The 20,604-nt window shown below is 53.6% G+C and carries 23 protein-coding genes; 17 read left to right on the top strand and 6 right to left on the bottom strand.

What is annotated here, in order from left to right; translation table 11 throughout:
- Positions 1 to 63 precede the first annotated feature (63 nt).
- On the bottom strand, positions 64 to 594 hold the full coding sequence (locus tag HA50_RS22350) for a flavodoxin (protein WP_084880137.1): 531 nt from the start codon (positions 592 to 594) through the stop codon (positions 64 to 66).
- A gap of 346 nt (positions 595 to 940) precedes the next feature.
- Between HA50_RS22350 and nifL the strand changes: the two genes are divergently transcribed.
- From nifL to HA50_RS22295, 11 genes are all read left to right on the top strand, one after another.
- Positions 941 to 2,428 (top strand): nitrogen fixation negative regulator NifL, encoded by a 1,488-nt coding sequence (gene nifL / locus HA50_RS22345; RefSeq protein ID WP_084879042.1) that lies wholly within the window; start codon positions 941 to 943, stop codon positions 2,426 to 2,428.
- Positions 2,425 to 3,996, top strand: coding sequence for a nif-specific transcriptional activator NifA (nifA, locus tag HA50_RS22340; RefSeq protein WP_084879041.1), 1,572 nt, complete (start codon positions 2,425 to 2,427; stop codon positions 3,994 to 3,996). Before nifL ends, nifA begins: the two co-directional genes overlap by 4 nt.
- A gap of 146 nt (positions 3,997 to 4,142) precedes the next feature.
- Positions 4,143 to 5,546 carry a nitrogenase cofactor biosynthesis protein NifB gene (gene nifB / locus HA50_RS22335; RefSeq protein WP_084879040.1) on the top strand — a complete coding sequence of 468 codons (1,404 nt, stop codon included), beginning with the start codon at positions 4,143 to 4,145 and terminating at the stop codon, positions 5,544 to 5,546.
- Positions 5,543 to 6,055 (top strand): nitrogen fixation protein NifQ, encoded by a 513-nt coding sequence (locus HA50_RS22330; RefSeq protein ID WP_084879039.1) that lies wholly within the window; start codon positions 5,543 to 5,545, stop codon positions 6,053 to 6,055. Before nifB ends, HA50_RS22330 begins: the two co-directional genes overlap by 4 nt.
- Before the next feature lie 291 nt (positions 6,056 to 6,346).
- Positions 6,347 to 7,114 (top strand): DeoR/GlpR family DNA-binding transcription regulator, encoded by a 768-nt coding sequence (locus HA50_RS22325; RefSeq protein WP_084879038.1) that lies wholly within the window; start codon positions 6,347 to 6,349, stop codon positions 7,112 to 7,114.
- Between the two features lie 91 nt (positions 7,115 to 7,205).
- Positions 7,206 to 8,537, top strand: a complete 1,332-nt coding sequence (locus tag HA50_RS22320; RefSeq protein WP_084879037.1) for an MFS transporter — start codon at positions 7,206 to 7,208, stop codon at positions 8,535 to 8,537.
- Between the two features lie 17 nt (positions 8,538 to 8,554).
- Entirely contained in the window at positions 8,555 to 9,193 is a 639-nt protein-coding gene (otnC, locus tag HA50_RS22315; RefSeq protein WP_084879036.1) for a 3-oxo-tetronate 4-phosphate decarboxylase, read from the top strand.
- A 37-nt stretch (positions 9,194 to 9,230) separates the two neighbouring features.
- Positions 9,231 to 9,923, top strand: coding sequence for a molybdate ABC transporter substrate-binding protein (locus tag HA50_RS22310; RefSeq protein WP_084879035.1), 693 nt, complete (start codon positions 9,231 to 9,233; stop codon positions 9,921 to 9,923).
- 38 nt (positions 9,924 to 9,961) lie between these two features.
- Positions 9,962 to 10,627 carry an aspartate/glutamate racemase family protein gene (locus HA50_RS22305; protein ID WP_084879034.1) on the top strand — a complete coding sequence of 222 codons (666 nt, stop codon included), beginning with the start codon at positions 9,962 to 9,964 and terminating at the stop codon, positions 10,625 to 10,627.
- The gene (gene otnK / locus HA50_RS22300; protein ID WP_084879033.1) at positions 10,621 to 11,892 is read left to right on the top strand and encodes a 3-oxo-tetronate kinase; all 1,272 of its coding nucleotides are present in this window, start codon (positions 10,621 to 10,623) and stop codon (positions 11,890 to 11,892) included. The genes HA50_RS22305 and otnK overlap by 7 nt, the downstream gene beginning before the upstream one ends.
- A gap of 9 nt (positions 11,893 to 11,901) precedes the next feature.
- Positions 11,902 to 12,687 carry a hydroxypyruvate isomerase family protein gene (locus HA50_RS22295; protein WP_084879032.1) on the top strand — a complete coding sequence of 262 codons (786 nt, stop codon included), beginning with the start codon at positions 11,902 to 11,904 and terminating at the stop codon, positions 12,685 to 12,687.
- Between the two features lie 30 nt (positions 12,688 to 12,717).
- On the opposite strand, the gene HA50_RS22290 is transcribed toward HA50_RS22295, so the two are convergent.
- On the bottom strand, positions 12,718 to 13,431 hold the full coding sequence (locus HA50_RS22290; protein ID WP_208617331.1) for a substrate binding domain-containing protein: 714 nt from the start codon (positions 13,429 to 13,431) through the stop codon (positions 12,718 to 12,720).
- Entirely contained in the window at positions 13,406 to 13,624 is a 219-nt protein-coding gene (locus HA50_RS31605; RefSeq protein WP_208617330.1) for a helix-turn-helix domain-containing protein, read from the bottom strand. The genes HA50_RS22290 and HA50_RS31605 overlap by 26 nt, the downstream gene beginning before the upstream one ends.
- Before the next feature lie 117 nt (positions 13,625 to 13,741).
- Here HA50_RS31605 and HA50_RS22285 point away from each other — a divergent pair, with 117 nt between their 5' ends.
- Both HA50_RS22285 and HA50_RS22280 read left to right on the top strand, forming a co-directional pair.
- Positions 13,742 to 14,722 (top strand): MBL fold metallo-hydrolase, encoded by a 981-nt coding sequence (locus HA50_RS22285; protein ID WP_084879031.1) that lies wholly within the window; start codon positions 13,742 to 13,744, stop codon positions 14,720 to 14,722.
- Between the two features lie 22 nt (positions 14,723 to 14,744).
- Positions 14,745 to 15,605: an alpha/beta fold hydrolase gene (locus HA50_RS22280; RefSeq protein WP_084879030.1), complete on the top strand. Its 861-nt coding sequence runs from the start codon at positions 14,745 to 14,747 to the stop codon at positions 15,603 to 15,605.
- 71 nt (positions 15,606 to 15,676) lie between these two features.
- Here the strand turns inward: HA50_RS22280 and HA50_RS22275 are convergent, their stop codons facing one another.
- On the bottom strand, positions 15,677 to 16,132 hold the full coding sequence (locus tag HA50_RS22275) for a nuclear transport factor 2-like protein (RefSeq protein ID WP_084879029.1): 456 nt from the start codon (positions 16,130 to 16,132) through the stop codon (positions 15,677 to 15,679).
- Positions 16,133 to 16,180: 48 nt separating this feature from the next.
- The gene (locus HA50_RS22270) at positions 16,181 to 16,735 is read right to left on the bottom strand and encodes a VOC family protein (protein ID WP_084879028.1); all 555 of its coding nucleotides are present in this window, start codon (positions 16,733 to 16,735) and stop codon (positions 16,181 to 16,183) included.
- Positions 16,736 to 16,869: 134 nt separating this feature from the next.
- Between HA50_RS22270 and HA50_RS22265 the strand changes: the two genes are divergently transcribed.
- The 4 genes from HA50_RS22265 (at position 16,870) to HA50_RS22250 (ending at position 19,545) form a co-directional block, all read left to right on the top strand.
- Positions 16,870 to 17,787 (top strand): LysR family transcriptional regulator, encoded by a 918-nt coding sequence (locus HA50_RS22265; RefSeq protein WP_084879027.1) that lies wholly within the window; start codon positions 16,870 to 16,872, stop codon positions 17,785 to 17,787.
- 135 nt (positions 17,788 to 17,922) lie between these two features.
- Positions 17,923 to 18,324 (top strand): nuclear transport factor 2 family protein, encoded by a 402-nt coding sequence (locus HA50_RS22260; protein ID WP_084879026.1) that lies wholly within the window; start codon positions 17,923 to 17,925, stop codon positions 18,322 to 18,324.
- A gap of 29 nt (positions 18,325 to 18,353) precedes the next feature.
- Positions 18,354 to 18,746, top strand: coding sequence for a putative quinol monooxygenase (locus HA50_RS22255; RefSeq protein WP_084879025.1), 393 nt, complete (start codon positions 18,354 to 18,356; stop codon positions 18,744 to 18,746).
- Positions 18,747 to 18,864: 118 nt separating this feature from the next.
- Positions 18,865 to 19,545 (top strand): helix-turn-helix domain-containing protein, encoded by a 681-nt coding sequence (locus HA50_RS22250; protein WP_084879024.1) that lies wholly within the window; start codon positions 18,865 to 18,867, stop codon positions 19,543 to 19,545.
- Positions 19,546 to 19,551: 6 nt separating this feature from the next.
- Here the strand turns inward: HA50_RS22250 and HA50_RS22245 are convergent, their stop codons facing one another.
- Positions 19,552 to 20,244 carry an RES family NAD+ phosphorylase gene (locus HA50_RS22245; protein ID WP_084879023.1) on the bottom strand — a complete coding sequence of 231 codons (693 nt, stop codon included), beginning with the start codon at positions 20,242 to 20,244 and terminating at the stop codon, positions 19,552 to 19,554.
- Positions 20,245 to 20,604 lie beyond the last annotated feature (360 nt).

Raw genomic sequence — 20,604 nt, 5'->3', positions numbered from 1 at the left:
TCGCCCCCTACAGTTGTTGGGGCGGCATTGATGCCGACCTGGTTTTCGTTTTCGCGCGACGGATTACACCATCACTGGTCTGATGGTATCCAGCCAGGCATCAAGCCGTTCCTCGGTAAGGTCATATTGATTGTCCTGATCCAGCACCAGGCCAACAAACGCCCCCTCTTCCAGCGACGCCGAAGTGGTGAATTCATATCCCTGATTGGGCCACTGGCCGATCAACTGTGCGCCACAGTTTTTCAGAGTGTCATACAGCGGACGCATGCCGCTGACAAAGTTATCCGGGTAGCCAACCTGGTCGCCAAGTCCGAACAGAGCCACGGTTTTACCGCTCAGGCTTGTTCCCTCAAGCTGTGCCATAAACTCTCCCCATGATGCCTCCTCACAACCGGCATTCATTCCCGGCAATTGCCCATCGCCCAGCGTGGGGGTACCCAGTACCAGCACCGGGTAGGAAAGAAAGGTCTCCAGCGAGATACGATTGATATTGACCGGGGCATCCGCCACATCCCCCAGTTTCCTGTGGATCAGCTTCGCAATCTTGCGGGTTTTCCCCGTGTCTGTGCCAAAAAAAATACCGACGTTCGCCATAACGCGCTCCTGTGGAGTGAAAGTATCAGTCCGTTTGTTATTGCGAATGCTGTGCCAGTTATCTGGCATGCCGACGTTGCACTGTAGTGAGCCGCTGCGCACCAGCGTGATGCTTTTTTCGCCTGTCTGCGGTGAGCAACGGGCGCGTGACTGGCGCATTCTGCGCGGAATAAGCGGTGAAAAGCGGTGAAATCCCGATCTGGATCAAGGTTAAGGCGGGTAGTCCACACCTAAGGCTTACAGTTTGCATGGTTATTTCGAACCGTCACCGCCTGCGATCCCTGTCGGCAGGTGGGACAAATTGTCATAACTGCGACACAACCGAACCTGAAATCCGGAGAGTGCGATGACTGAGCACATGATGATGGATGCCGCTGAACCGCAAGCCATTGCACGAGGGCTTTCTCAGCAACATCCCGGTTTGTTCCTGACCATGGTCGAACAGGCACCGATTGCCATCTCGCTGACGGATGCCGAGGCACGCATTATTTATGCTAACCCGGCGTTCTGCCGTCAGACCGGTTATGCGCTGGATGAATTGCTGCAACAAAATCCCCGCCTGCTGGCCAGCAAACAAACCCCGCGCATCATCTATGACGATATGTGGCGCACCCTGCATCTGCGTCAGCCGTGGCGCGGACAATTAATTAACCGCCGTCGCGATGGTAGCCTGTTTCTGGTGGAAATCGATATCACCCCGGTGATCAATGCCTGCGGCGAGCTGGAACACTATCTGGCGATGCAGCGCGATATCAGCACCGGCTACGCGCTGGAACAACGTCTGCGCAATCAAATGACGCTGACGGAAGCCGTGCTGAATAATATCCCGGCCGCTGTGGTGGTGGTGGATGAACAGGATCAGGTGGTGATGGACAACCTGACCTACAAAACCTTATGTGCCGATTGTGGTGGCAAAGAGCTGCTGACAGAGCTGGACTTCTCCCGCCGTAAAAAAGAGTTTGCCGAGGGTGCGGTGATCCCGGTGATGCTGTGTGGCGCGGTACGCTGGCTGCGGGTGAATTGCTGGACGCTGCCGGGCGTCAGTGAGGAAGCCAGCCGTTATTTTGTGGATAACAGCCTGACGCGCACGCTGGTGGTTATCACCGATCACACCCAGCAACAACAGCAGCAGGAACAGGGACGGCTGGATCGCCTGAAACAACATATGACTAGCGGCAAATTGCTGGCGGCGATCCGCGACTCACTCGATGCGGCGCTGATCCAGCTAAATTGCCCGATCAATATGCTGGCCGCCGCGCGACGGTTGAACGGTACCGACCACAGTAACGTGGCCCTCGACTCCGCCTGGCACGAGGGAGAAGAAGCGATGGCACGACTGCAACGCTGTCGGCCTTCGCTGGATCTGGAGCACGCGGCCCTGTGGTCGCTGCATGATTTCTTTGCCGACCTGCGCGCGCTGTACCATACCCGCTATCAACAGGGAGACAGCCTGGAGGTCACCCAGGACTCGCCACACCTGGTATGTTTCGGCCAGCGCACCCAGATCCTCGCTTGTCTGAGTTTGTGGCTGGATCGCACGCTCGACCTGGCGGCCGGGCTCCCTGCATTCAGCCTGCAAACCCAGATCTATGCGCATGAAGAAGAGGGCTGGCTGGCTTTTTACTTATGCGACAACGTGCCACTCAGACATGTGCAATACACCCACGCACCGGATGCGTTAAACGCGCCAGGCAAAGGCATGGAACTGCGTTTGATCCAGACTCTGGTGGCGCATCACCATGGTGCGATTGAACTGACCTCCCCGTCCGAGGGAGGCTCTTGCCTGACCCTGCGGTTTCCCTTATTTGCTTCACTGACCGGAGGCTCCAAATGACCCAGCAATCTCCATCAGAGACCACGGTCTGGCGCTTTGACCTGTCCCAGCAATTTACCGCCATGCAGCGCATTAGCGTGGTACTCAGCCGGGCAACTGAGATAGGTCAGACGTTACAGGACGTGTTGTACGTGCTGCACAACGATGCCTTTATGCAGCACGGGATGATTTGTCTGTACGATAGCCAGCAGGAATTGCTGACGATCGAAGCGTTGCCGGAGGCCGATATATCCCAGCTTAGCGACAGCGCCAGGGTTCGTTATCGGGCCGGAGAAGGACTGGTGGGAACGGTGCTGGCGCAGGGCCAGTCGCTGGTGTTGCCGCGCCTCGCGGATGACCCGCGATTTCTCGATCGACTGGGGCTGTATGACTATAACCTGCCGTTTATTGCTGTGCCGCTGATGGGGCCGGACTCGAAACCGCTGGGAGTGCTGGCAGCACAACCGATGGCGCGCACCGACACGCGTCTGCCCTCCTGTACCCGTTTTCTGGAAACGGTCGCCAATCTGGTGGCGCAGACGGTACGCCTGATGACGCCACCCGCCACGCCAGCGCCCCGCCATACGCCGGTTCAACCGGTGCGGGGGCGGAGTTGTGTACCTGCCCACAATTTTGGCTTCGACAATATGGTGGGCAAAAGCCCGGCGATGCGGCAAACGCTGGAGATTATTCGCCAGGTTTCCCGCTGGGATACCACGGTGCTGGTACGTGGCGAAAGTGGGACAGGTAAGGAGCTGATTGCCAATGCGATTCATCATAATTCCCCCCGCTCCGCCTCACCGTTCGTGAAGTTTAACTGCGCAGCATTGCCCGATACCCTGCTGGAGAGCGAACTTTTCGGCCATGAGAAAGGGGCCTTTACCGGCGCGGTACGCCAGCGCAAAGGTCGATTTGAACTGGCCGATGGCGGCACGCTGTTCCTTGATGAAATCGGCGAAAGCAGCGCCTCTTTTCAGGCCAAACTGCTGCGGATATTGCAGGAAGGGGAAATGGAACGCGTCGGTGGCGATGAAACCCTGCAGGTCAATGTGCGCATCATTGCCGCGACCAACCGCAATCTTGAGGAAGAAGTGCGCGTCGGTAACTTTCGCGAAGACCTGTATTACCGCCTGAATGTGATGCCGATTGCCCTGCCGCCGTTGCGGGAACGTCAGGACGATATCGCCGAACTGGCGCATTTTCTGGTGCGCAAAATCGGGCAAAACCAGAACCGCACGCTGCGCATCAGCGAGGGAGCTATCCGCCTGCTGATGAGCTACAACTGGCCGGGCAATGTGCGCGAGCTGGAAAACTGCCTCGAACGTTCGGCGGTGATGTCGGATAGCGGGTTAATCGATCGTGATGTCATCCTGTTTAATCACCGGGAAGCCGCCCCGAAACCGCTGATGGTCAGCGCGCCACGCGAAGACAGCTGGCTCGATCAGAACCTTGATGAACGGCAGCGGTTAATCGCCGCACTGGAAAAAGCCGGATGGGTACAGGCGAAGGCGGCACGCTTGCTGGGAATGACACCTCGCCAGGTGGCGTATCGTATCCAGACCATGGACATCACCATGCCGCGTATCTGACACAAAATTGTGACGATCAACACATTGTCAGCTACAGGTGGGAATGACGACAAGAAATTCAGAATAAATATCCAGTCATTTCAATCAATTATCATCGGTACATAAATTGCAGCAGGAAGATCAGACTACATTATCAAGGTAACGCCATGACTTCCTGCTCCTCTTCTGCCTGCCAGGCCCCGACCAGTGAGACGCTGACCGAACGGGTCGCGGGTAAAGTTGCATCGCATCCCTGCTATTCGCGTAGCGGGCATCACCGATTTGCGCGCATGCATCTGCCCGTGGCACCCGCCTGCAATCTGCAATGTAACTACTGCAACCGCAAATTTGATTGCAGTAACGAGTCCCGCCCTGGCGTCTCCTCTACCCTGCTGACGCCGGAACAGGCTGTCGCCAGGGTGCGCCAGGTCGCTACCGCGATTCCGCAGTTGTCGGTGGTGGGCATTGCCGGTCCCGGCGACCCGCTGGCAAATATTCATCGCACCTTCAGCACCCTTGAACAGGTGCGGGAGGCGTTTCCGGACCTGAAGCTATGCTTATCCACCAATGGCCTGATGCTGCCGGATGCCGTTGATCGGCTGGTCACACTTGGTGTGGATCATGTCACCGTGACCATCAATACTCTGGACCCCGATATCGCTGCGCAAATCTACGCCTGGCTGTGGCTGGACGGCGAACGCTACCGTGGACGCGAGGCCGGGGAAATCCTGATCGCCCGTCAACTGGAGGGCGTGCGTCGTCTGGCTGCGCAGGGGGTGCTGGTGAAAATCAACTCAGTGTTGATCCCAGGGATTAATGATCAGGCACTGCCGGAGGTCAGCCAGATGCTGCAAACCAACGGTGCCTTTATCCATAACATCATGCCGCTGATTTCCCGCCCGGAGCATGGCACGGTGTTTGGTCTGCAAGGCCAGCCAGAACCTGATGCTGCGATGGTCGCTGCCGTACGGCAACGTTGCGGTGAGATCATCCCGCAGATGACGCACTGCCACCAGTGTCGCGCGGATGCGATTGGGATGCTGGGCGAAGACCGTAGCCAGCAGTTTGCGCAGCTACCGGAGCCGGAGCGTTCGCCGCAACCCTGGCTACCCATACTGTTCCAGCGCGCCAGGCTGCATGCCAGCATCGCGACGAAGGGGGAGTCTGATGAAGAAGAAGCCTGCCTGGTAGCCGTCGCAACGAAGCATGGGGATGTGATTGACAGCCATTTTGGTCATGCGGATCGTTTTTACATCTACAGCCTGTCGGCTGCCGGTGTGGTGCTGGTCAATCAACGCTTTACCCCAAAATATTGCCACGGCAGCGACAGTTGCGAGCCGGAACAGGACAGCGAGACACGCATGGCGGCAATTTTTGATCTGCTGGCGGATGTCAAAGCGGTGTTCTGTGTGCGCATGGGTTATACCCCGTGGCAAAAACTGGAGGCCCGCGGCATCCAGCCCTGTGTGGATGATGCATGGCAACCGGTGCCCGAAGCCCTCCATCGCTGGTGGCTGACCTGGCGCGCCAATGCAAAATCTATCCAGTTGCAAAATAAGGGGGTCGCATGACACCACAACAGCACTGGCTATGTCGGCTCACCTCCCTCTATTTGCAGGGTCAGGGGAGTTATCCCCTGATGATGGGACTTGGTGTGCAACAATGGGCGCGGTTACAGCGTCAGATTCCAGTCCAGCAACCTTCAATGGTTGCGGACACACTGATGCGTCATCAATTGATGAGCGAACTGATCGCGACGCGCGCGGATGAGCAGCAGCAGCTGGAGTTATGGCTGGCGGAATATCTCCATCCAGATGCGTTCCCCATGCATCGTATTATCGCCAGTGTCTCGCTGGCATTTAATCATCTGTGGGAAGATTTGGGGTTGAGTTCCAGGGCGGAATTGCGTCAGCTGATGGGCGACTGCTTTCCGCTACTGGTGGCGATGAATCATAACAATATGCGCTGGAAAAAATTCTTCTATCGCCAGCGTTGCCTGCATGCCGAAGGTGAATTGATTTGCCGCTCACCCAGCTGCGATGACTGCTGTGAACGGGGGGCGTGTTTTGAGTCGTCGTGATCACTCATTATCAAATGCAGCAAGACATTCTCCCCCTCAGATTCCGAATCCACACCAGCCTGATTTTCACAACTCACACCACTATTTTCCACATCATCACATTTTTCACAAAATCATGTGAACGGTGTTAATCGACAAATTTACTCTATTTCATAGGGTTAACGCATTTTATGTACTGCTGGATATGTGATGCAGGTCATTCATATGTGAATTAATGTGGGAGAGAATGTACTCATTCAGTGAACACGAGCATGATGTCATTGATATCGATAGTTTAGTTAAGGTGACAGCATGATCCCGAGTGAAAGGCAGGACTTTATCTACCGCTATGTCTATGAGAACCGTACCGCATCCATCAATGCGCTGGCGGATCTGATGAACGTGTCGCATATGACCATACGACGGGATATCCAGCTGCTGGAACATGAAGGCAAGGTCGTCAGCGTAAGTGGTGGCATCAAGCTGAATGACGTGCTGCGCCATGAAATGCGTTATAGCGATAAAGCGCTTATTCATCACCGCTCCAAGCAGATTATTGGCAAAGCCGCTGCGGAAATGGTCGATGATGGATTGGTTATTTACGTAGATGCCGGGACAACAACGTTCGAACTGGCTAAATACCTTGGGGAAAAATTCAATACCACCATCATCACCAATGATTTTTCCATCAGCCAGTATTTAATGAATAAGGCGCAAATAAACCTTTTCCATACTGGCGGCCTGGTCGATAAACGAAATTTTTCATCGGTTGGAATCAGTGCGGCCAACTTTATTAAGACGCTGAATGTTGATATCGCCTTCATCAGTTCAAGCTCGTGGGATGCTGAAAGAGGTATTTCAACCCCTTACGAAGAGAAAGCAATAGTTAAACAGGCAGTGATTGAAGTCTCCAGAAAGAAAATCCTCGTCGCGGATAGCAGTAAATACGGCAAGTACGGCTTATATTCCATCTGTCCGTTAAACAAGATGGATACCATTATCACCGATTCGTATCTTCCTCTGGAAGCGCAGGGAAAAATCAGAAGCCAGAATGTAGAACTGAAATTGGTTGATATCTAATTAATAAAATTTAACAGCACTGCCTGTATTTCAGAATACAGACAGCAGGGTTTTTCGTGCTGAAAAAACGTTAGCCAACAGGAAAACTATAATGCGTAACTACCCTAAGATCAGATGGTTTATGATAATCATGTGCTTTATTGCCATGGCTATCAATTATATTGACCGCGTTAACCTCTCCGTCGCCACCCCGCATATCAAACATGACCTGGGGTTAGATGATGTCAGTATGGGCTTTATTATGGGAGCATTTTTCTGGACCTATGCCCTGATGCAAATCCCTGCCGGACGTTTGCTGGACAAATTCGGTGAGCGCCTGGGACTGACCATTGCTGTCGCCTGGTGGTCTGTCTTCACCGTGCTGACGGCCTGCGGACGTGGGCTGGTCTCGATGATGGGCCTGCGGATGTTGCTCGGTATTGGCGAGGCCGGTGGTCACCCAGGTTGTGCCAAAGTCGTTTACTCATGGTTCCCGAAAAAGGATCGTGCCACCGCCAGCGGGATTTTTAATGCCGGTCCGCGAGCCGGGTCAGCACTGGCGTTACCACTGGTTGCCTGGATCATCAGTACCTGGAACTGGGAAATGTCATTCATTGTCACAGGCGTGCTGGGCATTGTCTGGGCCATCGCCTGGTACATTATTTACCGCACACCGGAACTGAAAGAAGGACTCAACGCAGTCGAGCGAGACAATCTGATTGCCGATCGTGGCCCGGCAAAAGCCAAAAGCAGTGGCAAAAAGGAATGGTTGTTCCTGTTCCGCTACCGCACCATGTGGGGCATGATGCTGTCGTTCTTTTGCCTGAATATTGCCCTCAGCTTCTTCCTGACCTGGTTTCCGTCCTACCTGATGGCCAGCCAGGGATTCTCCCTGAAACAACTGGGTACGCTGGGGATGATCCCGCCGCTGGTGGGGATTCCGGCAAGTATGTTAGGTGGCTACCTGTCTGACTGGTTGTTCCGCAAAGGTTTCAGCCTGACATTCGCCCGTAAATCCTGCCTGGTTCTGGGGCTGCTGCTCTCGTCAGTGATCAGTCTGGCGACATACACCGACAGCATCCCCCTGATCATTACGCTGCTTTCCATTTCTTACGCCAGTATCGCCTTTTCGGCCGCCGTGGTCTGGTCGCTGCCTGCCGATGTCGCACCAGGTAGCGAATACGTTGGCACCATCGGCGGTATTCAAAACTTCGCCGGTAACCTGGCAGGTATCATCAGCTCCTCATTCACCGGGATCATGCTGTCGATGAACAACGGTTCTTATGAAGTCCCGCTGGTCGCCACCGGCATTATCTGTCTGATTGGTGCACTCTCTTACATCTTCATCGTAGGGAAAATCGAACCGCTGGGTTTAGTGGCATCAGATGCGGATGAGAACGCGTCACAGCGTCCGTCGCATGGCGCAACGAAGCACGCAAATTAAATCGGGAAGGTATAAAGATGTCTCATGAAATCACCATTCGTGAAGAAATATGCCAGACAGGACGTAGCCTGTATCAGCGTGGTTTTACCGTCGGCAGTTCAGGGAATATCAGCGCCCGTCTGGATGACGGCTGGCTTATAACGCCCACCGACATTTGCCTCGGTGCGCTGGAACCCGACATGATTGCCAAAGTGAACGCTGACGGAGAATGGGTTAATGGTGGCAAACCCTCTAAGACCTTAACGCTGCATCGCACCATTTATGCCAACAACGATGCCGTACGCGGCATCGTTCATACCCATTCAACGCATCTGGTGGCGATGACGCTGGGGGAAGTATGGAGCCAGCAAGCGATTCTGCCGCCTATTACGCCGTATCAGGTGATGAAGGTGGGCAAGATTCCGCTTATCAACTATTGCCGTCCGGGTTCACCTGAGGTTGCAGTTCAGGCCGGTCAACTGGCCGCCACAGTTAAAGGGATCATGCTGGAACGTCTCGGCCCGGTGATTTGGGGACCCAGCGTCACTAAAGCGGCAGAAATCCTCGAAGAGTTGGAAGAAACAGCAAAACTCTGGCTGATGAGTCATCCGAAACCCGATGCCCTGAATGCCGCCGCCATGCAGGAGCTGTTCGATACGTTTGACTGCCGTTGGTAACGCGCAGCCCTCACATTTTAACTTTCTGGAGTTATCAATGAATCACGCTAAGACACTGAAAGTTTTTAGCACCCTGGCGGTACGCGCCCCCTTTGACCGGGGAGTTTTAGCCGGATATGAACATCAGTCCGATCTCAGCTTCGAGTGGAGCCCCACCACCATTATTGAGAAGAAACTCTCCGAGGGGCTTCATGCCGATGTGGTTATCGCGACCGATGATGCCATTGCTGGCATGGTCGACCATGGGTTAGTCAAACCGGAGAACTGTTTCAAACTGGCCACGGCTTATTTCGGCGTCGCCGTACCCGCAGGACAGACACCCCCAGACATTGCCACCAGACAAGGCTTTCTTGATGCGCTGGTCCAGGCACGCTCAGTTGCCTACTCCCTCGGTGGTGCAAGTGGCATCTATCTGCAAAAAATCATGGCCGAACAGGGCGTGCTGGAGCGGGTGGAACCGAAAGCGACGAAAATCGCCCAGGGTTTTACCGGGGAAAAATTGCTGACAGGCGAGGCGGATCTTGCTGTCCAGCAAATGAGCGAACTGATGACGGTGGAGGGCATCACCATCGTGGGTGGTTTCCCGGATGAGCTTCAGCATCTGACGCCGTTCACCATTGCAGTGATGAATGATTGCACCGATTGGGCCCGTGCACAGTCGTTTATCCATTATTTGCTCACTGAACCCTGTCGTGCGGCTTATGCCAGCAACGGCCTGATGTGTCGCTAACTATTGCCGTCCAGCATCCCTATACGAGTGGTGATTTTATGTCCGAACGCATTGTCCTGTTGCATGCCACACCTGTCGCCATGCAACCGATTCATCAAAGCTTCAAAACCCTCTGGCCCGAAGCCGAGCTGGTAAACCTGCTCGACGATGGTCTTACCCTTGACCGTGCCCGCGAAACCGATCTTTCTGCCAATCTGATCGACCGTTTTGTGCGCTTTGGTCACTATGGCTTCAGCCTGGGGGCCGCCGGGATTCTGGTGACCTGCTCCGCCTTTGGCCCGGCGATTGATAAAATGGCTGCTGAGTTGCCCATTCCGGTGCTGAAACCGAATGAAGCGATGTTCCGTGCTGCACTCCAGCAGGGAAAACACATTGGTATGCTGGCAACCTTCGCGCCCGCGGTGATCACCATGACCGAAGAGTTCAATGAGTTTGTCGCCGAGAGTGGCAGCGACGCCACGCTGAAAACGATTGTGGTCGATGATGCTATCGATCTTTTACGTCAGGGCGATGCCGACACGCACAACCGCCTGATTGCGGCGCGTGCCCATGAACTGGCAGATTGTGATGTCATCATGCTGGCGCATTTCTCCACTTCCCGTGCGATGGCGGCGGTGAAAGAAAAAGTGTCGGTCCCTGTTCTGAGTGCGCCTGACGCCGCCGTAAACCTGATGAAATCGCAAACAGGGGGGACATCATGCTGATAGGTGTGATTGCTGACGATTTTACCGGGGCGAGCGACATTGCCGTGACCTTGTCAAAAGGCATCGCGGGTGAAGGTGGCCTCAAAACGACGCTCTATCTGACCACCCCGGAACAGGCCGCTTCCCCGGATGTAGAAGCAGGCGTGATTGCGCTTAAAAGCCGTTCGGTTCCGGCAGCGGAGGCCGTTGCACTGTCACTGGCGGCCTGTCGCTGGTTACTGGATCAGGGCTGCCAGCAAATCGTGTTTAAATACTGTTCAACCTTCGATTCAACAGCTGAAGGCAACATTGGCCCGGTGGCTGAGGCGCTTGCGAGCCTGCTCGGTGAAAAAGCGGTGCCGGTCTGCCCCTCCTTCCCTGCCATGGGCCGGACGGTGTATCAGGGGCATCTGTTTGTCCAGGATCGTCTGCTGAATGAGTCTGGTATGGAGCATCACCCGCTGACGCCAATGAAGGATGCCGATATTCGCCGCGTGCTGAAACAGCAGTCCACCCGCACACCGGGATTTATTGCCTGGCAGACGGTGCATCAAGGTGCAGAAGCGTTACGTGAGGCATTGAATAAGTCGGCCGCCAATGGCGATACATTGACCGTTATTGATGCCCTGAGCGATGAAGATCTGATTACCATCGCCAAAGCCAGTGCTGACTCGCGCCTGCTTACCGGTGGATCAGGGATCGCCATGGGTTTGCCGCATAACTTTATCGTCCGGGGTCTGGCTTCCGGTTCACAAAGTGATGTGCCGCATATCGATGGTCCGGAAGCCATTCTGGTTGGCAGTTGTTCCAGTACCACCCTGCGACAGATCTCAGAACATGCCAAATCCCATCCCGTGATGATGGTTAGCGTGGATGACGTGATGACCGGGAAAGTGAACGCCGCACAGTTAGTCGATTTTATTCAAACCAATCAGGGTAAATCGCCGCTGGTGTTTACTTCAGGTGACAAGGCGGATGTCGCGCGCGCTCAGAATACGTATGGCCGCGAACAGGTTTCATCAATGCTCGATGCTTTGTTTGGCTCCACGGCGAAGAACCTCGTCGACAGCGGCATTCGCAGGCTGGTTGTGGGTGGCGGCGAAACATCGGGGGCGGTGGTCAGTGCGTTGCATCTCGGAGAACTGAAAATCGGCAATGAGATTGATACTGGCGTCCCTGCCCTGTTGTCTCCCGGCGAAAAACCGCTGGCGCTGGCGCTCAAATCGGGGAATTTCGGCTCTGCCGACTTCTTTTCCAAAGCCGTGACCACGTTGCAGGGTAAATAAGGAGGCGAAATGACCACACCACTGAAGTTCAGTGCCAACCTGAAATGGCTTTTCACCGAATTACCTATTGAGCAGCGCTATGATGCGGCGGCGGCGGCAGGTTTCAAAGCAGCGGAATTTGCCTGGCCCTATGATCGTCCCATCGCGTTGTTCCGGGATTTGCTCAACAACAGCGGTATGCAGCAGTTGCTGATCAATACGCCAACCGGAAAACCCGGCACCGTCAAGGCTTCCGGCCAGGCGTGTCACCCTGACAGTATCGATGCGTTCAGAAGTGACTTCCTGAAGTCGCTGGAGTATGCCAACGGGATGGATTGCCGGATGATTCATTTGCAGGCCGGGATTCGCCAGCAGGATGTCAGCTTTGATGCCGCGTATACCACGCTGGTTGAAAATGTGCGCTGGGCGGCTGCACAGGCCAATAATGTCACTCTTGTTCTGGAAGCGGTGAACCCGAATGACATTGCGGGTTTTATCCTCAGGACACAGGGGCAGTCATCTTCGGTTATCCGCGATGTCGGCGCAGCAAACGTGGGACTGTTATTTGATGTTTACCATGTACAACGCAGCGAAGGCGATGTCACTGCGCGTATGCGGGAGTTTTTCCCGCATATCCGGCATGTGCAGGTTGCTGACTCCCCTGGCCGCAATGAGCCGGGTACCGGGGAACTTAATTGGTCTTTTATTTTCCATGCGCTGACAGAGCTTAACTACGAGGGCTGGGTGGGTTGTGAATACCGCCCTGCGACTGAGACCGTTGCAGGTCTGAAATGGTTAAGTGATTTCGTCCGGTAAGATAGTAAAGCGGTGGTGAACATCCACCGCTCATTGCCCAGCGTTCTCCCACTTTACCGACATGCCGGTGAGAACATCCACCATCGCATCTTTGAACACCCGGACTTTTTGCGGGACCAGTCGTGACGTGGGATAAACCGCCCAAATACCCAGGGTTTCAGGCTCTGCGTCCTCCAGAACGATGGGGGTGACTATGCCCTTGTTTATCGCAGCTTCAGCATACCAGAGTGAAAAGTTGGCGATGCCTAAACCTCCACGGCATCCTTCCATCAACACTTCCACGGAATTGGCGGCAAAACGGCCGTTCACTCTCTGATTAACCTTTTTTGCTCCACTGATAAAAGACCAATGGGTTGTATCTGTTGAGGTCAGGCAATGGTGATGTGCAAGATCATCCAGCGATCGAGGCCGTCCTTGCCTGGCCAGATAATCTGGTGAGGCACACAGCACGCGCGGGTTGTCAGCCAGCCGTCGTGCAACCAGGCGGTTATCTCGTAAAGGAGCAATGCGGATCGCTATATCGATGCCATTTGCCACAATATCAATCTGTTCATCAGTTGTAAGCAGATCCACTTTAAGTTCAGGATGTTGCGTCATGAAGTGAGTCAGCATCGGGGCAACAATGATACGGCCAAAAGCGGATGAAGCCGTTATGCGTAAATGTCCGGTCAGTAAACTGCCGACTGGTTGCAATTCGGCCAGTGCATTCGTTCTACCTTCAAGCAAATATTGTGCATGCGGCAAAAAAACGCTCTCCGTCGCTGGTCAGCGCCAGCGCGCGTGTTGTTCGGTGTACTAACCTGACGCCCAATTCAGCTTCCAGATTATTCAGGCTACGCGACGCTGCCATCGAACTCAAAGCCAGGCGGCGCGCTGCTCCTGCCAGGCTACCCGTCTGTACTGCCTGAACAAACACGTCGATATCCTCAAGTTTCATTATCTCGATTCTCGTTATGCTGACCTAACAGTTTACATGACTACTGCATAAATCGTTATAGCGCCATAGTAGTTCCACCAACATGATGCTCAATGAATAATTTAATCAGGAGTGGAAATGAAGAAGTTAACGGCGATCTTAGGACTTACAGCCATGCTTGTGGCTGGTCAGGCGACTGCGGACGCACCGGCTCAGGTCAGACAACAGGTTCCGGGCTACTCTCGCGTTGCCGTAGGGGGTTATGAAGTCACCGCCCTTTTTGACGGTTACAACGATTTATCGCCAGATCTGTTACATGGCCTTTCTTCCAGAGAAGTACGGAAAATGCTCGCTCAGCAGGCCATCGGGCCGGAGAAGATGCCGACCACCTTCAACGCATTCTTGATCAATACCGGTAAACATCTGGTTATGATCGACAGCGGTGCAGGCCATTGCGTACCAGAAACTGCAGGGCAGTTGATACCCAATATGATTGCCTCTGGTTACCGCCCAGAGCAGATTGACACGATATTCCTTACGCATTTGCATCTCGACCATGTCTGTGGCTTGAGTGACGCTGCCGGTAAAGCGCTTTTTACGAATGCAACGGTGTATGTTCCGCAGGGAGAAGCTGATTTCTGGCTGAATCCAGCCAAAGAGGCGTCGGCCCCGCAGAATGCGAAGGAATATTTTGCTATCGCACAACGTGCCCTGGCACCCTATAAATCCGCAAATCACCTGCGAACCTTTACACCCCCCTCCTCACCCATTCCCGAAGTGAACACGGCTTATGCGCCTGGTCACACGCCGGGCAGCACTGTTTATAAATTTACGTCCGGTAAATACTCCATCAGTTTTATCGGTGACCTGATCCATGCAGCGGCCGTGCAGTTTGCTCACCCCGAAGTTTCCATTCGTTTCGATGTGGATTCCGCTACAGCCATTGCGTCGCGCGAACGGGAATTCAAACAACTTGCCAGAAGTGATGAATGGGTTGCTGCGGCTCATCTTCCCTTCCCTGGCATTGGCCACATCACTCAGGAAGAAAAAAGTTATCACTGGGTTCCGGCTTTATACGGTCCATATCAGCGCGCGACTGATGTCCCTTTCCTGAAATAACAACGCCTCTGAGGATATGATAATGAAAAGTTATACTGTTAATGCTAATGGAATACGCCAGTTTGTGATTGAGGAAGGGGAAGGTGCGCCAGTTATTCTGCTGCACGGTTTTCCGGAAACAAATTATGCATGGCGCTTTCAAATTCCAGTTTTATCTCAGCACTTTCGTGTCATTGCTCCCGATCTCCGCGGATACGGGGAAACGGATAAACCTGATACCGGTTATGACAAGCGAAATATGGCGCGTGATATCCGCGAGCTAATGCGGGAATTAGGTATCGATAAAGTTGCATTGGTCGGGCACGACCGTGGTGCTCGGGTTGCTACCCGCTTTGCGAAAGACTATCCGGAATTAGTTGATCGGCTGGTCGTTATGGATAATGTTCCGACACGTATCGTTGCCAGAGATCTTAATGCTGCTATCGCCAGAGCTTACTGGTTTTTCCTTTTTCACCTGGTGCCAGATCTGCCTGAAGCCTTAATTGCCGGGCGAGAGCACATATGGCTGCGCCATTTTTTCTCCGACTGGACTTTTGATCCCTCAACGATCAGCGGAGAAGCATTTGATACGTATGTCAGAGCATACCAGTCACCTGGGGCGGTTCGTGGGGCGATGGCCGATTATCGTGCGAACTCGCAGGATGTGGCGCAGGATTTAGAGGATGAAGAGGTTAAAATATCCTGTCCAGTGATGTCACTTTGGGGCGCTAATTTTCACGCAGTGGGTAAGCTTTTTGATATGAAGAAAGTGTGGGAAGAAATGGCAGATAATCTGGAAGCTCACGCAATTGAAGAGTGCGGCCATCTGCCCCAGGAAGAACAACCTGAACAGGTTAATCAGCTTCTGTTGAATTTCCTGGAGTCCTGGCGCAGGCATGGATGAGGTAATAGTGACTACGTTATGGCAGTAAAAGCAGACAGCTGGCAGGTAATTTTCCCCGCCAGCTGATGCTGTCATTTACTGAGAAACACCCGTGCGCTCGACAGTTTCCCGTTGCTGACGGTAAAAACATCCTCGCCGCGCACCAGATAGGGATTCTCCTTCGGCCCATAACCCCATGTCACTCTGGCAATACCGTGGTTCCACTCCACCGGTGCCGGGGTAAAGATAAAACCGGGATGCTGTGACTGCACTTTATTGATCGCAGCGGTCACCCGTTCAGCCCCTTCTGACAGGCCATCGTAATCAGCCACAAAAAAATCTGGCGTGTAGACGTCGGCAAATCCTTTTGCCCGTTCAACCGCGTCGGTGTTGTTCCAGATAGCAAAATGACGATCGATTAACTGTTGCAGACCTGATGGCTCAACCTGATTGGTGCCGATGTTCATAGTGGTGCTCTCCGCGAATGAGGTATGGGTTCCGGCCAGCAATGTGGCCAGCAGTAAACCGGTGGTAATCAACGTTTTCATAGCATTCTCCAGAACAGGTGCGGCTTTGCATCACCGCACCGGTGCGTATCAGTTGCCCTTTTTCACCTTGCCGACCAGTTCAATCTGCGAACCCCACGGCGTCAGGAAGTAAAACCACTGGGTGCCATCGGCGTTGGTCACCGGTTCGTTCAGCGTCTTCAGCCCCGCCTTTTTGATGGCCTGATAGCTGGACAGGACATCCGGCGTTCTCAGCGCAATATGGGTGGCGGCAGCGTCGTCTTCATGCGGATGCTGGTGATTGATCTGCTCACCGCTGTACTGGAACAGTTCAACCCCGGTACCATCCGGCATACGCATCATCACAAAGCGCTTGAGCTCGCTGGACTGGTGCCAGTTAAATGCCGCTTTCCAGGCATCGGGAATGGCTCCGGGGGTAATGTCTGATTCCAGCTGCGCCCCGAAGGTGGTCTGGAAGAACGCGATCGCTTTGCCAATATCCGGCACGTTGATGCCAGCGTGATCCACGCCTGAAATGCTCACCACCGGTGACGCAGACGCGCTGAATGCCGGAGCGGATGCACTTGCCATGCCCAGTAACAGCGTGGAAGCGAAGAGAGTTGAAGCGATGTAGTTGGTTTTCATTTATGTCTTCCTTTTTCCTGCTCAATGTTTGTTTGCCATTAACGACAGCGGTTGTTGTCGCGATGGAAAAAGCATATCGACGAATCGTTCTCTTCAAAATAGAATGGTTTGAAACTCATCATTGCAGATTTGAAATGAACAAATTTCCCGACTTCGAAGGACTGGCGATGTTTGCCAAGGTGGCAGAAGAAGGTTCATTCGCCGCTGCGGCGCGAGTGATGGGCGTATCTGTACCCACGGTGTCACGTGCCGTGGCCCGTCTTGAAGAGCGACTGGGCGGCAGGCTGTTTAACCGTACCTCCCGCCAGCTAGCGCTGACGGAGTTTGGTCAGAGCATGTCGGCGAAAGCATCGGAGATGTATCGCCAGGCAGAAGAAGTCGAGAGCGAGGCTCATGAGCTTTCCGTTCAGCCGCGCGGGCAGGTGCGCCTTGCCGTGCCGATGTCCTTTGGCCTGCGCTGGGTAGCGCCGCTGATGCCAGAACTGATGCGTCAGTTCCCGGAACTGAGTGTGGATTTGCATCTTTCCGATGCATCAGTGGATCTGATCGCCGAAGGCTTCGATGCCGCATTACGTATTGCGGCACTGCCGGATTCCTCGCTGGTGGCGCGACGTCTGTGCGCAGTGACGCAGTTCCTGGTGGCGACCCCGGCGTATCTTGCTGAGCACGGAGCCCCCACTCACCCCAGGGAACTTTCCACACGACAATGTTTCAGTTATGCCTATCGCGCGCGCAGTCAGGTATGGCGTTTCACCCACACCACGGGTTTACAGGAAGACATTGTGCCGAACGGCCCCTTGCGGGTGACAAATTCCGATGCGCTGCTCCCACCATTACTTGAAGGGCTGGGTATCTCTGAACTACCGGAATTTATTGCGACTGAGTATCTGCGCGATGGTCGTCTGGTGCGTTTGCTTGAGGAATGGACCATGACCCAGGGCGGCCTGTATTTCGTCACCCCGACCTCGCGCAGTCGCCCACTCAAGGTCAGAGTGCTCTCTGACTTCTTTGCCCGGCATCTGAGTGAACCCGACTGGCGCTGGCGCGGCTGATATCTACGCCCATCATTGCATAATTGAAATGATGGGTTTCATTCTTTGCTGTTTTGCAAATCCCCGAAGTTGATTATCGTGATTTCACACCGCCGAACCCGAGCGGACCATGACAACTTCAGGAGCAAATGCATCATGAAAACAGCCGTGCAGCTACTGCAAAATTATCTCGACAGCATCCAGAACCCCCACACCGCCGCTGCCCTTTTCGCCGCTGACGGCGTGCTGGAATTACCCTATCTCCAGACGCTGGGCCTGCCACATCGTGTGCAGGGTCCGCAGGAAATCGAAGCTTTTATTGCCGGATTGCTGAACAAGGTTCCGGATTTTAAATTCCGCAATATTCAGTTCCTGATTGATACGCCGACCCAGGCGTTCGGTGAATACAGTGTCGAAGCGGGCATTGCAGGTACTGACCGCGTCTATAAACAGACCTATGCCGGTCGTCTGGTGGCAGAAGACGGCAAAATCAAACTGTTGCGGGAATCACTGGATACGCTGGCCGCCTGGCGCGCGTTTTCCGGTGAACAGGGCTAAGTCACTCTTTAAATCATCAGGAGCATCCAATGAATCAGCAAACTACCGACACACGCATCTCATCTGCGGGCGACCATGACAAAACGCAACCGACTGCAATCATCGTCAGTGCTTACTACCGCGTACATCCGGATGACCGCCAGACATTTATCGAAGCGGTTAAGCCTGAAATGCAGGCAGCACAGCAATTGCCGGGGTGTGTCTTCTATGCCTTTTCACAGGATTTAGTGAATCCCGACGCCTTCCATTTATCAGAGGGCTGGGCCGACATTGAAGCCTATGAACGCCATGAACACTCCGCAACCTTCCTCAAGGCGCTGGCGACGGTGGTAAAAAATGTGCGTATCCTGCATCGGGAAGGCATCCGCTATGACGTGGCAAAACAGCATATTGACGATCCGCGCGGCAAAGTGTCGTCCTGAGTGATATAAGCGGCTGCCAGCCATCGCGCTGGCGGCAGGTCATTCGGGCAAATGTTGTGCAACTTTTCGATTTGCAGTAGTATTCATATTGTGAAATCGAAAAGAGGAGGGATTATTTATGACCACAACCACGCATAAACGCCATGCGCATGCAGGCTCCTCCGACAGTCTTTTTTCCGTCACCTCCGCAGACAGATTGCTCAACATCATCGGTGAAGTGGCTGACAATATTCGCGCGGGTAAAACCAGCGTCAGCGCGGAAAGCATGGCGCAAACAGACCTAGTTTTCGCCTTCAACCTGATTGCGCAATACAGTACCGAACTGGCGATCCAGAGTCAGACCAAAGAGAAAAAGCGCCTCCAGCGACGGTTGAAAAGCAAGATCATGTTCACTCAGACCCTTGCGGCTGACGGCGGTGTACTGTCGACAGCAGAGGCGGCCACGGCCCTCGGTAAAACCAAAACCACGGTGAATACCTGGAGAAAAAATGGCAGGCTGCTCGCCATCGATCTGGATGGGGAATTTTACTATCCCATTTTTCAATTTACCGATGACGAAAAAATCTCACAAGACGGTGTCCTCAAAGGCGTGAAAGAGTTGCTGGCGCACTTAGGAAAATTCAGCGACCGTATGCAATATTCTTTCTTTATGGAAGAGCGTAATACGGTACTGGACGGTTATCCATCCAACGGAAAACCATTCACCGTTGCTGAAGTGCTGAGAAGCAATCCCGACCCGATGGTGATGGAAGAGCTGCACCGTCTGGCAAGGCTTTTTGGCTCACAGGATCCGGCCTGATAACGCTTATCCTTCCTCGACGGAAATGCCCAGGTCATTGACAAGGATGTCAGCCGTTTCCCTGCCATCCAGCTCATAATCGCTCAGACAGGTTTGCTCAAGTGTGGAGGCAACCCCTTCTCCTGCAGGCTTGTGGTGCCAGAGCACCAGACACTCCTCGCCGGTGACGTTCGACGGATAATACATGCCATCAAACCCTGCTTTATGTACTCTCCGCGCAAGTTGCTGGGTGACCGCACGCGTTGACGTCGTGACATCATTCAGGGTCAGCCGGGAACCTTTAATCAGCTCCTGAATCTGCAACACCTTCATGTCTTTTTCCAGCGCGATAACCCCCATGAAATAATCATCGAGGTCTGACTCTTTAAGGCCTTTTTTGTTCTGGAACACTTCTTTTAAGGCTGTTTCAGGGGATTCAGCAAGGTACATCGCGCCCGTCGTCCCATCCACCAGGTTGTAACGGTAGTCCTTACCATCCTGATTGAAAAAGACGCTATTGCCACCATGGGATTCGCGCTGGAGGCGATAGGTTTTCGTGCCTTTGTCCACTTGCCGTTCACATTTACTGAAAAGGTCATCCGGCAACTGCGCTATTTTGGCGAGCACGGCTTTGTCATGTTCGCTCATGACGGTGGGTTCAGAGGAGGCAACAGCTTGATTTTCTTTATCGTTTGGGGGGCTTGCTGATTTAGATTTCATTATTGAATCCCCCTGCGTATCAAGGCAATGTTGCTAGTGGCTGGTGCTGGGTATCATACGTAACCCCGTTGTTGACAGGCAAATTAAAGGTAGTATCCCATCTGAATCTTTTTAAGCTATCTGGACATTATACTTTTCGCGCTGAAGTTACCTTGCCATTCGCCATCAGATCCAAGCTACCGAAATCAAAACTCATATGTTGCAGTTCAGCGGGGCCTGCCAGGGAGCAGAAGGGGCATCAGCTTGTTATAACTTGCGTCCGCTTCGTGCCAGGAGCGGACTGCATCAAAATTTGACTCAGTTTATTTTACAACTTGTTAATATGTCGTTTGTGTGATTTTATATGCTTTATATCTGAAT

The organism is Pantoea cypripedii, assembly GCF_002095535.1.
GTDB classification, from domain to species: Bacteria; Pseudomonadota; Gammaproteobacteria; order Enterobacterales; family Enterobacteriaceae; genus Pantoea; species Pantoea cypripedii.
This window is presented reverse-complemented; position numbering and strand designations above follow the sequence as displayed.

What these genes read in the sequence shown, in the direction of transcription:
- HA50_RS22265 (WP_084879027.1), top strand. Translation starts at nt 16,870, where the DNA reads ATGAACAAATTTCCCGACTTCGAAGGACTGGCGATGTTTGCCAAGGTG.
- HA50_RS22305 (WP_084879034.1), top strand. Translation starts at nt 9,962, where the DNA reads ATGTCCGAACGCATTGTCCTGTTGCATGCCACACCTGTCGCCATGCAA.
- HA50_RS22280 (WP_084879030.1), top strand. Translation starts at nt 14,745, where the DNA reads ATGAAAAGTTATACTGTTAATGCTAATGGAATACGCCAGTTTGTGATT.
- HA50_RS31605 (WP_208617330.1), bottom strand. Translation starts at nt 13,624, where the DNA reads ATGAAACTTGAGGATATCGACGTGTTTGTTCAGGCAGTACAGACGGGT.
- nifL (WP_084879042.1), top strand. Translation starts at nt 941, where the DNA reads ATGACTGAGCACATGATGATGGATGCCGCTGAACCGCAAGCCATTGCA.
- HA50_RS22285 (WP_084879031.1), top strand. Translation starts at nt 13,742, where the DNA reads ATGAAGAAGTTAACGGCGATCTTAGGACTTACAGCCATGCTTGTGGCT.
- HA50_RS22250 (WP_084879024.1), top strand. Translation starts at nt 18,865, where the DNA reads ATGACCACAACCACGCATAAACGCCATGCGCATGCAGGCTCCTCCGAC.
- otnC (WP_084879036.1), top strand. Translation starts at nt 8,555, where the DNA reads ATGTCTCATGAAATCACCATTCGTGAAGAAATATGCCAGACAGGACGT.
- HA50_RS22255 (WP_084879025.1), top strand. Translation starts at nt 18,354, where the DNA reads ATGAATCAGCAAACTACCGACACACGCATCTCATCTGCGGGCGACCAT.
- HA50_RS22330 (WP_084879039.1), top strand. Translation starts at nt 5,543, where the DNA reads ATGACACCACAACAGCACTGGCTATGTCGGCTCACCTCCCTCTATTTG.
- HA50_RS22310 (WP_084879035.1), top strand. Translation starts at nt 9,231, where the DNA reads ATGAATCACGCTAAGACACTGAAAGTTTTTAGCACCCTGGCGGTACGC.
- HA50_RS22320 (WP_084879037.1), top strand. Translation starts at nt 7,206, where the DNA reads ATGCGTAACTACCCTAAGATCAGATGGTTTATGATAATCATGTGCTTT.
- HA50_RS22245 (WP_084879023.1), bottom strand. Translation starts at nt 20,244, where the DNA reads ATGAAATCTAAATCAGCAAGCCCCCCAAACGATAAAGAAAATCAAGCT.
- otnK (WP_084879033.1), top strand. Translation starts at nt 10,621, where the DNA reads ATGCTGATAGGTGTGATTGCTGACGATTTTACCGGGGCGAGCGACATT.
- nifB (WP_084879040.1), top strand. Translation starts at nt 4,143, where the DNA reads ATGACTTCCTGCTCCTCTTCTGCCTGCCAGGCCCCGACCAGTGAGACG.
- HA50_RS22295 (WP_084879032.1), top strand. Translation starts at nt 11,902, where the DNA reads ATGACCACACCACTGAAGTTCAGTGCCAACCTGAAATGGCTTTTCACC.
- HA50_RS22325 (WP_084879038.1), top strand. Translation starts at nt 6,347, where the DNA reads ATGATCCCGAGTGAAAGGCAGGACTTTATCTACCGCTATGTCTATGAG.
- nifA (WP_084879041.1), top strand. Translation starts at nt 2,425, where the DNA reads ATGACCCAGCAATCTCCATCAGAGACCACGGTCTGGCGCTTTGACCTG.
- HA50_RS22275 (WP_084879029.1), bottom strand. Translation starts at nt 16,132, where the DNA reads ATGAAAACGTTGATTACCACCGGTTTACTGCTGGCCACATTGCTGGCC.
- HA50_RS22270 (WP_084879028.1), bottom strand. Translation starts at nt 16,735, where the DNA reads ATGAAAACCAACTACATCGCTTCAACTCTCTTCGCTTCCACGCTGTTA.
- HA50_RS22260 (WP_084879026.1), top strand. Translation starts at nt 17,923, where the DNA reads ATGAAAACAGCCGTGCAGCTACTGCAAAATTATCTCGACAGCATCCAG.
- HA50_RS22350 (WP_084880137.1), bottom strand. Translation starts at nt 594, where the DNA reads ATGGCGAACGTCGGTATTTTTTTTGGCACAGACACGGGGAAAACCCGC.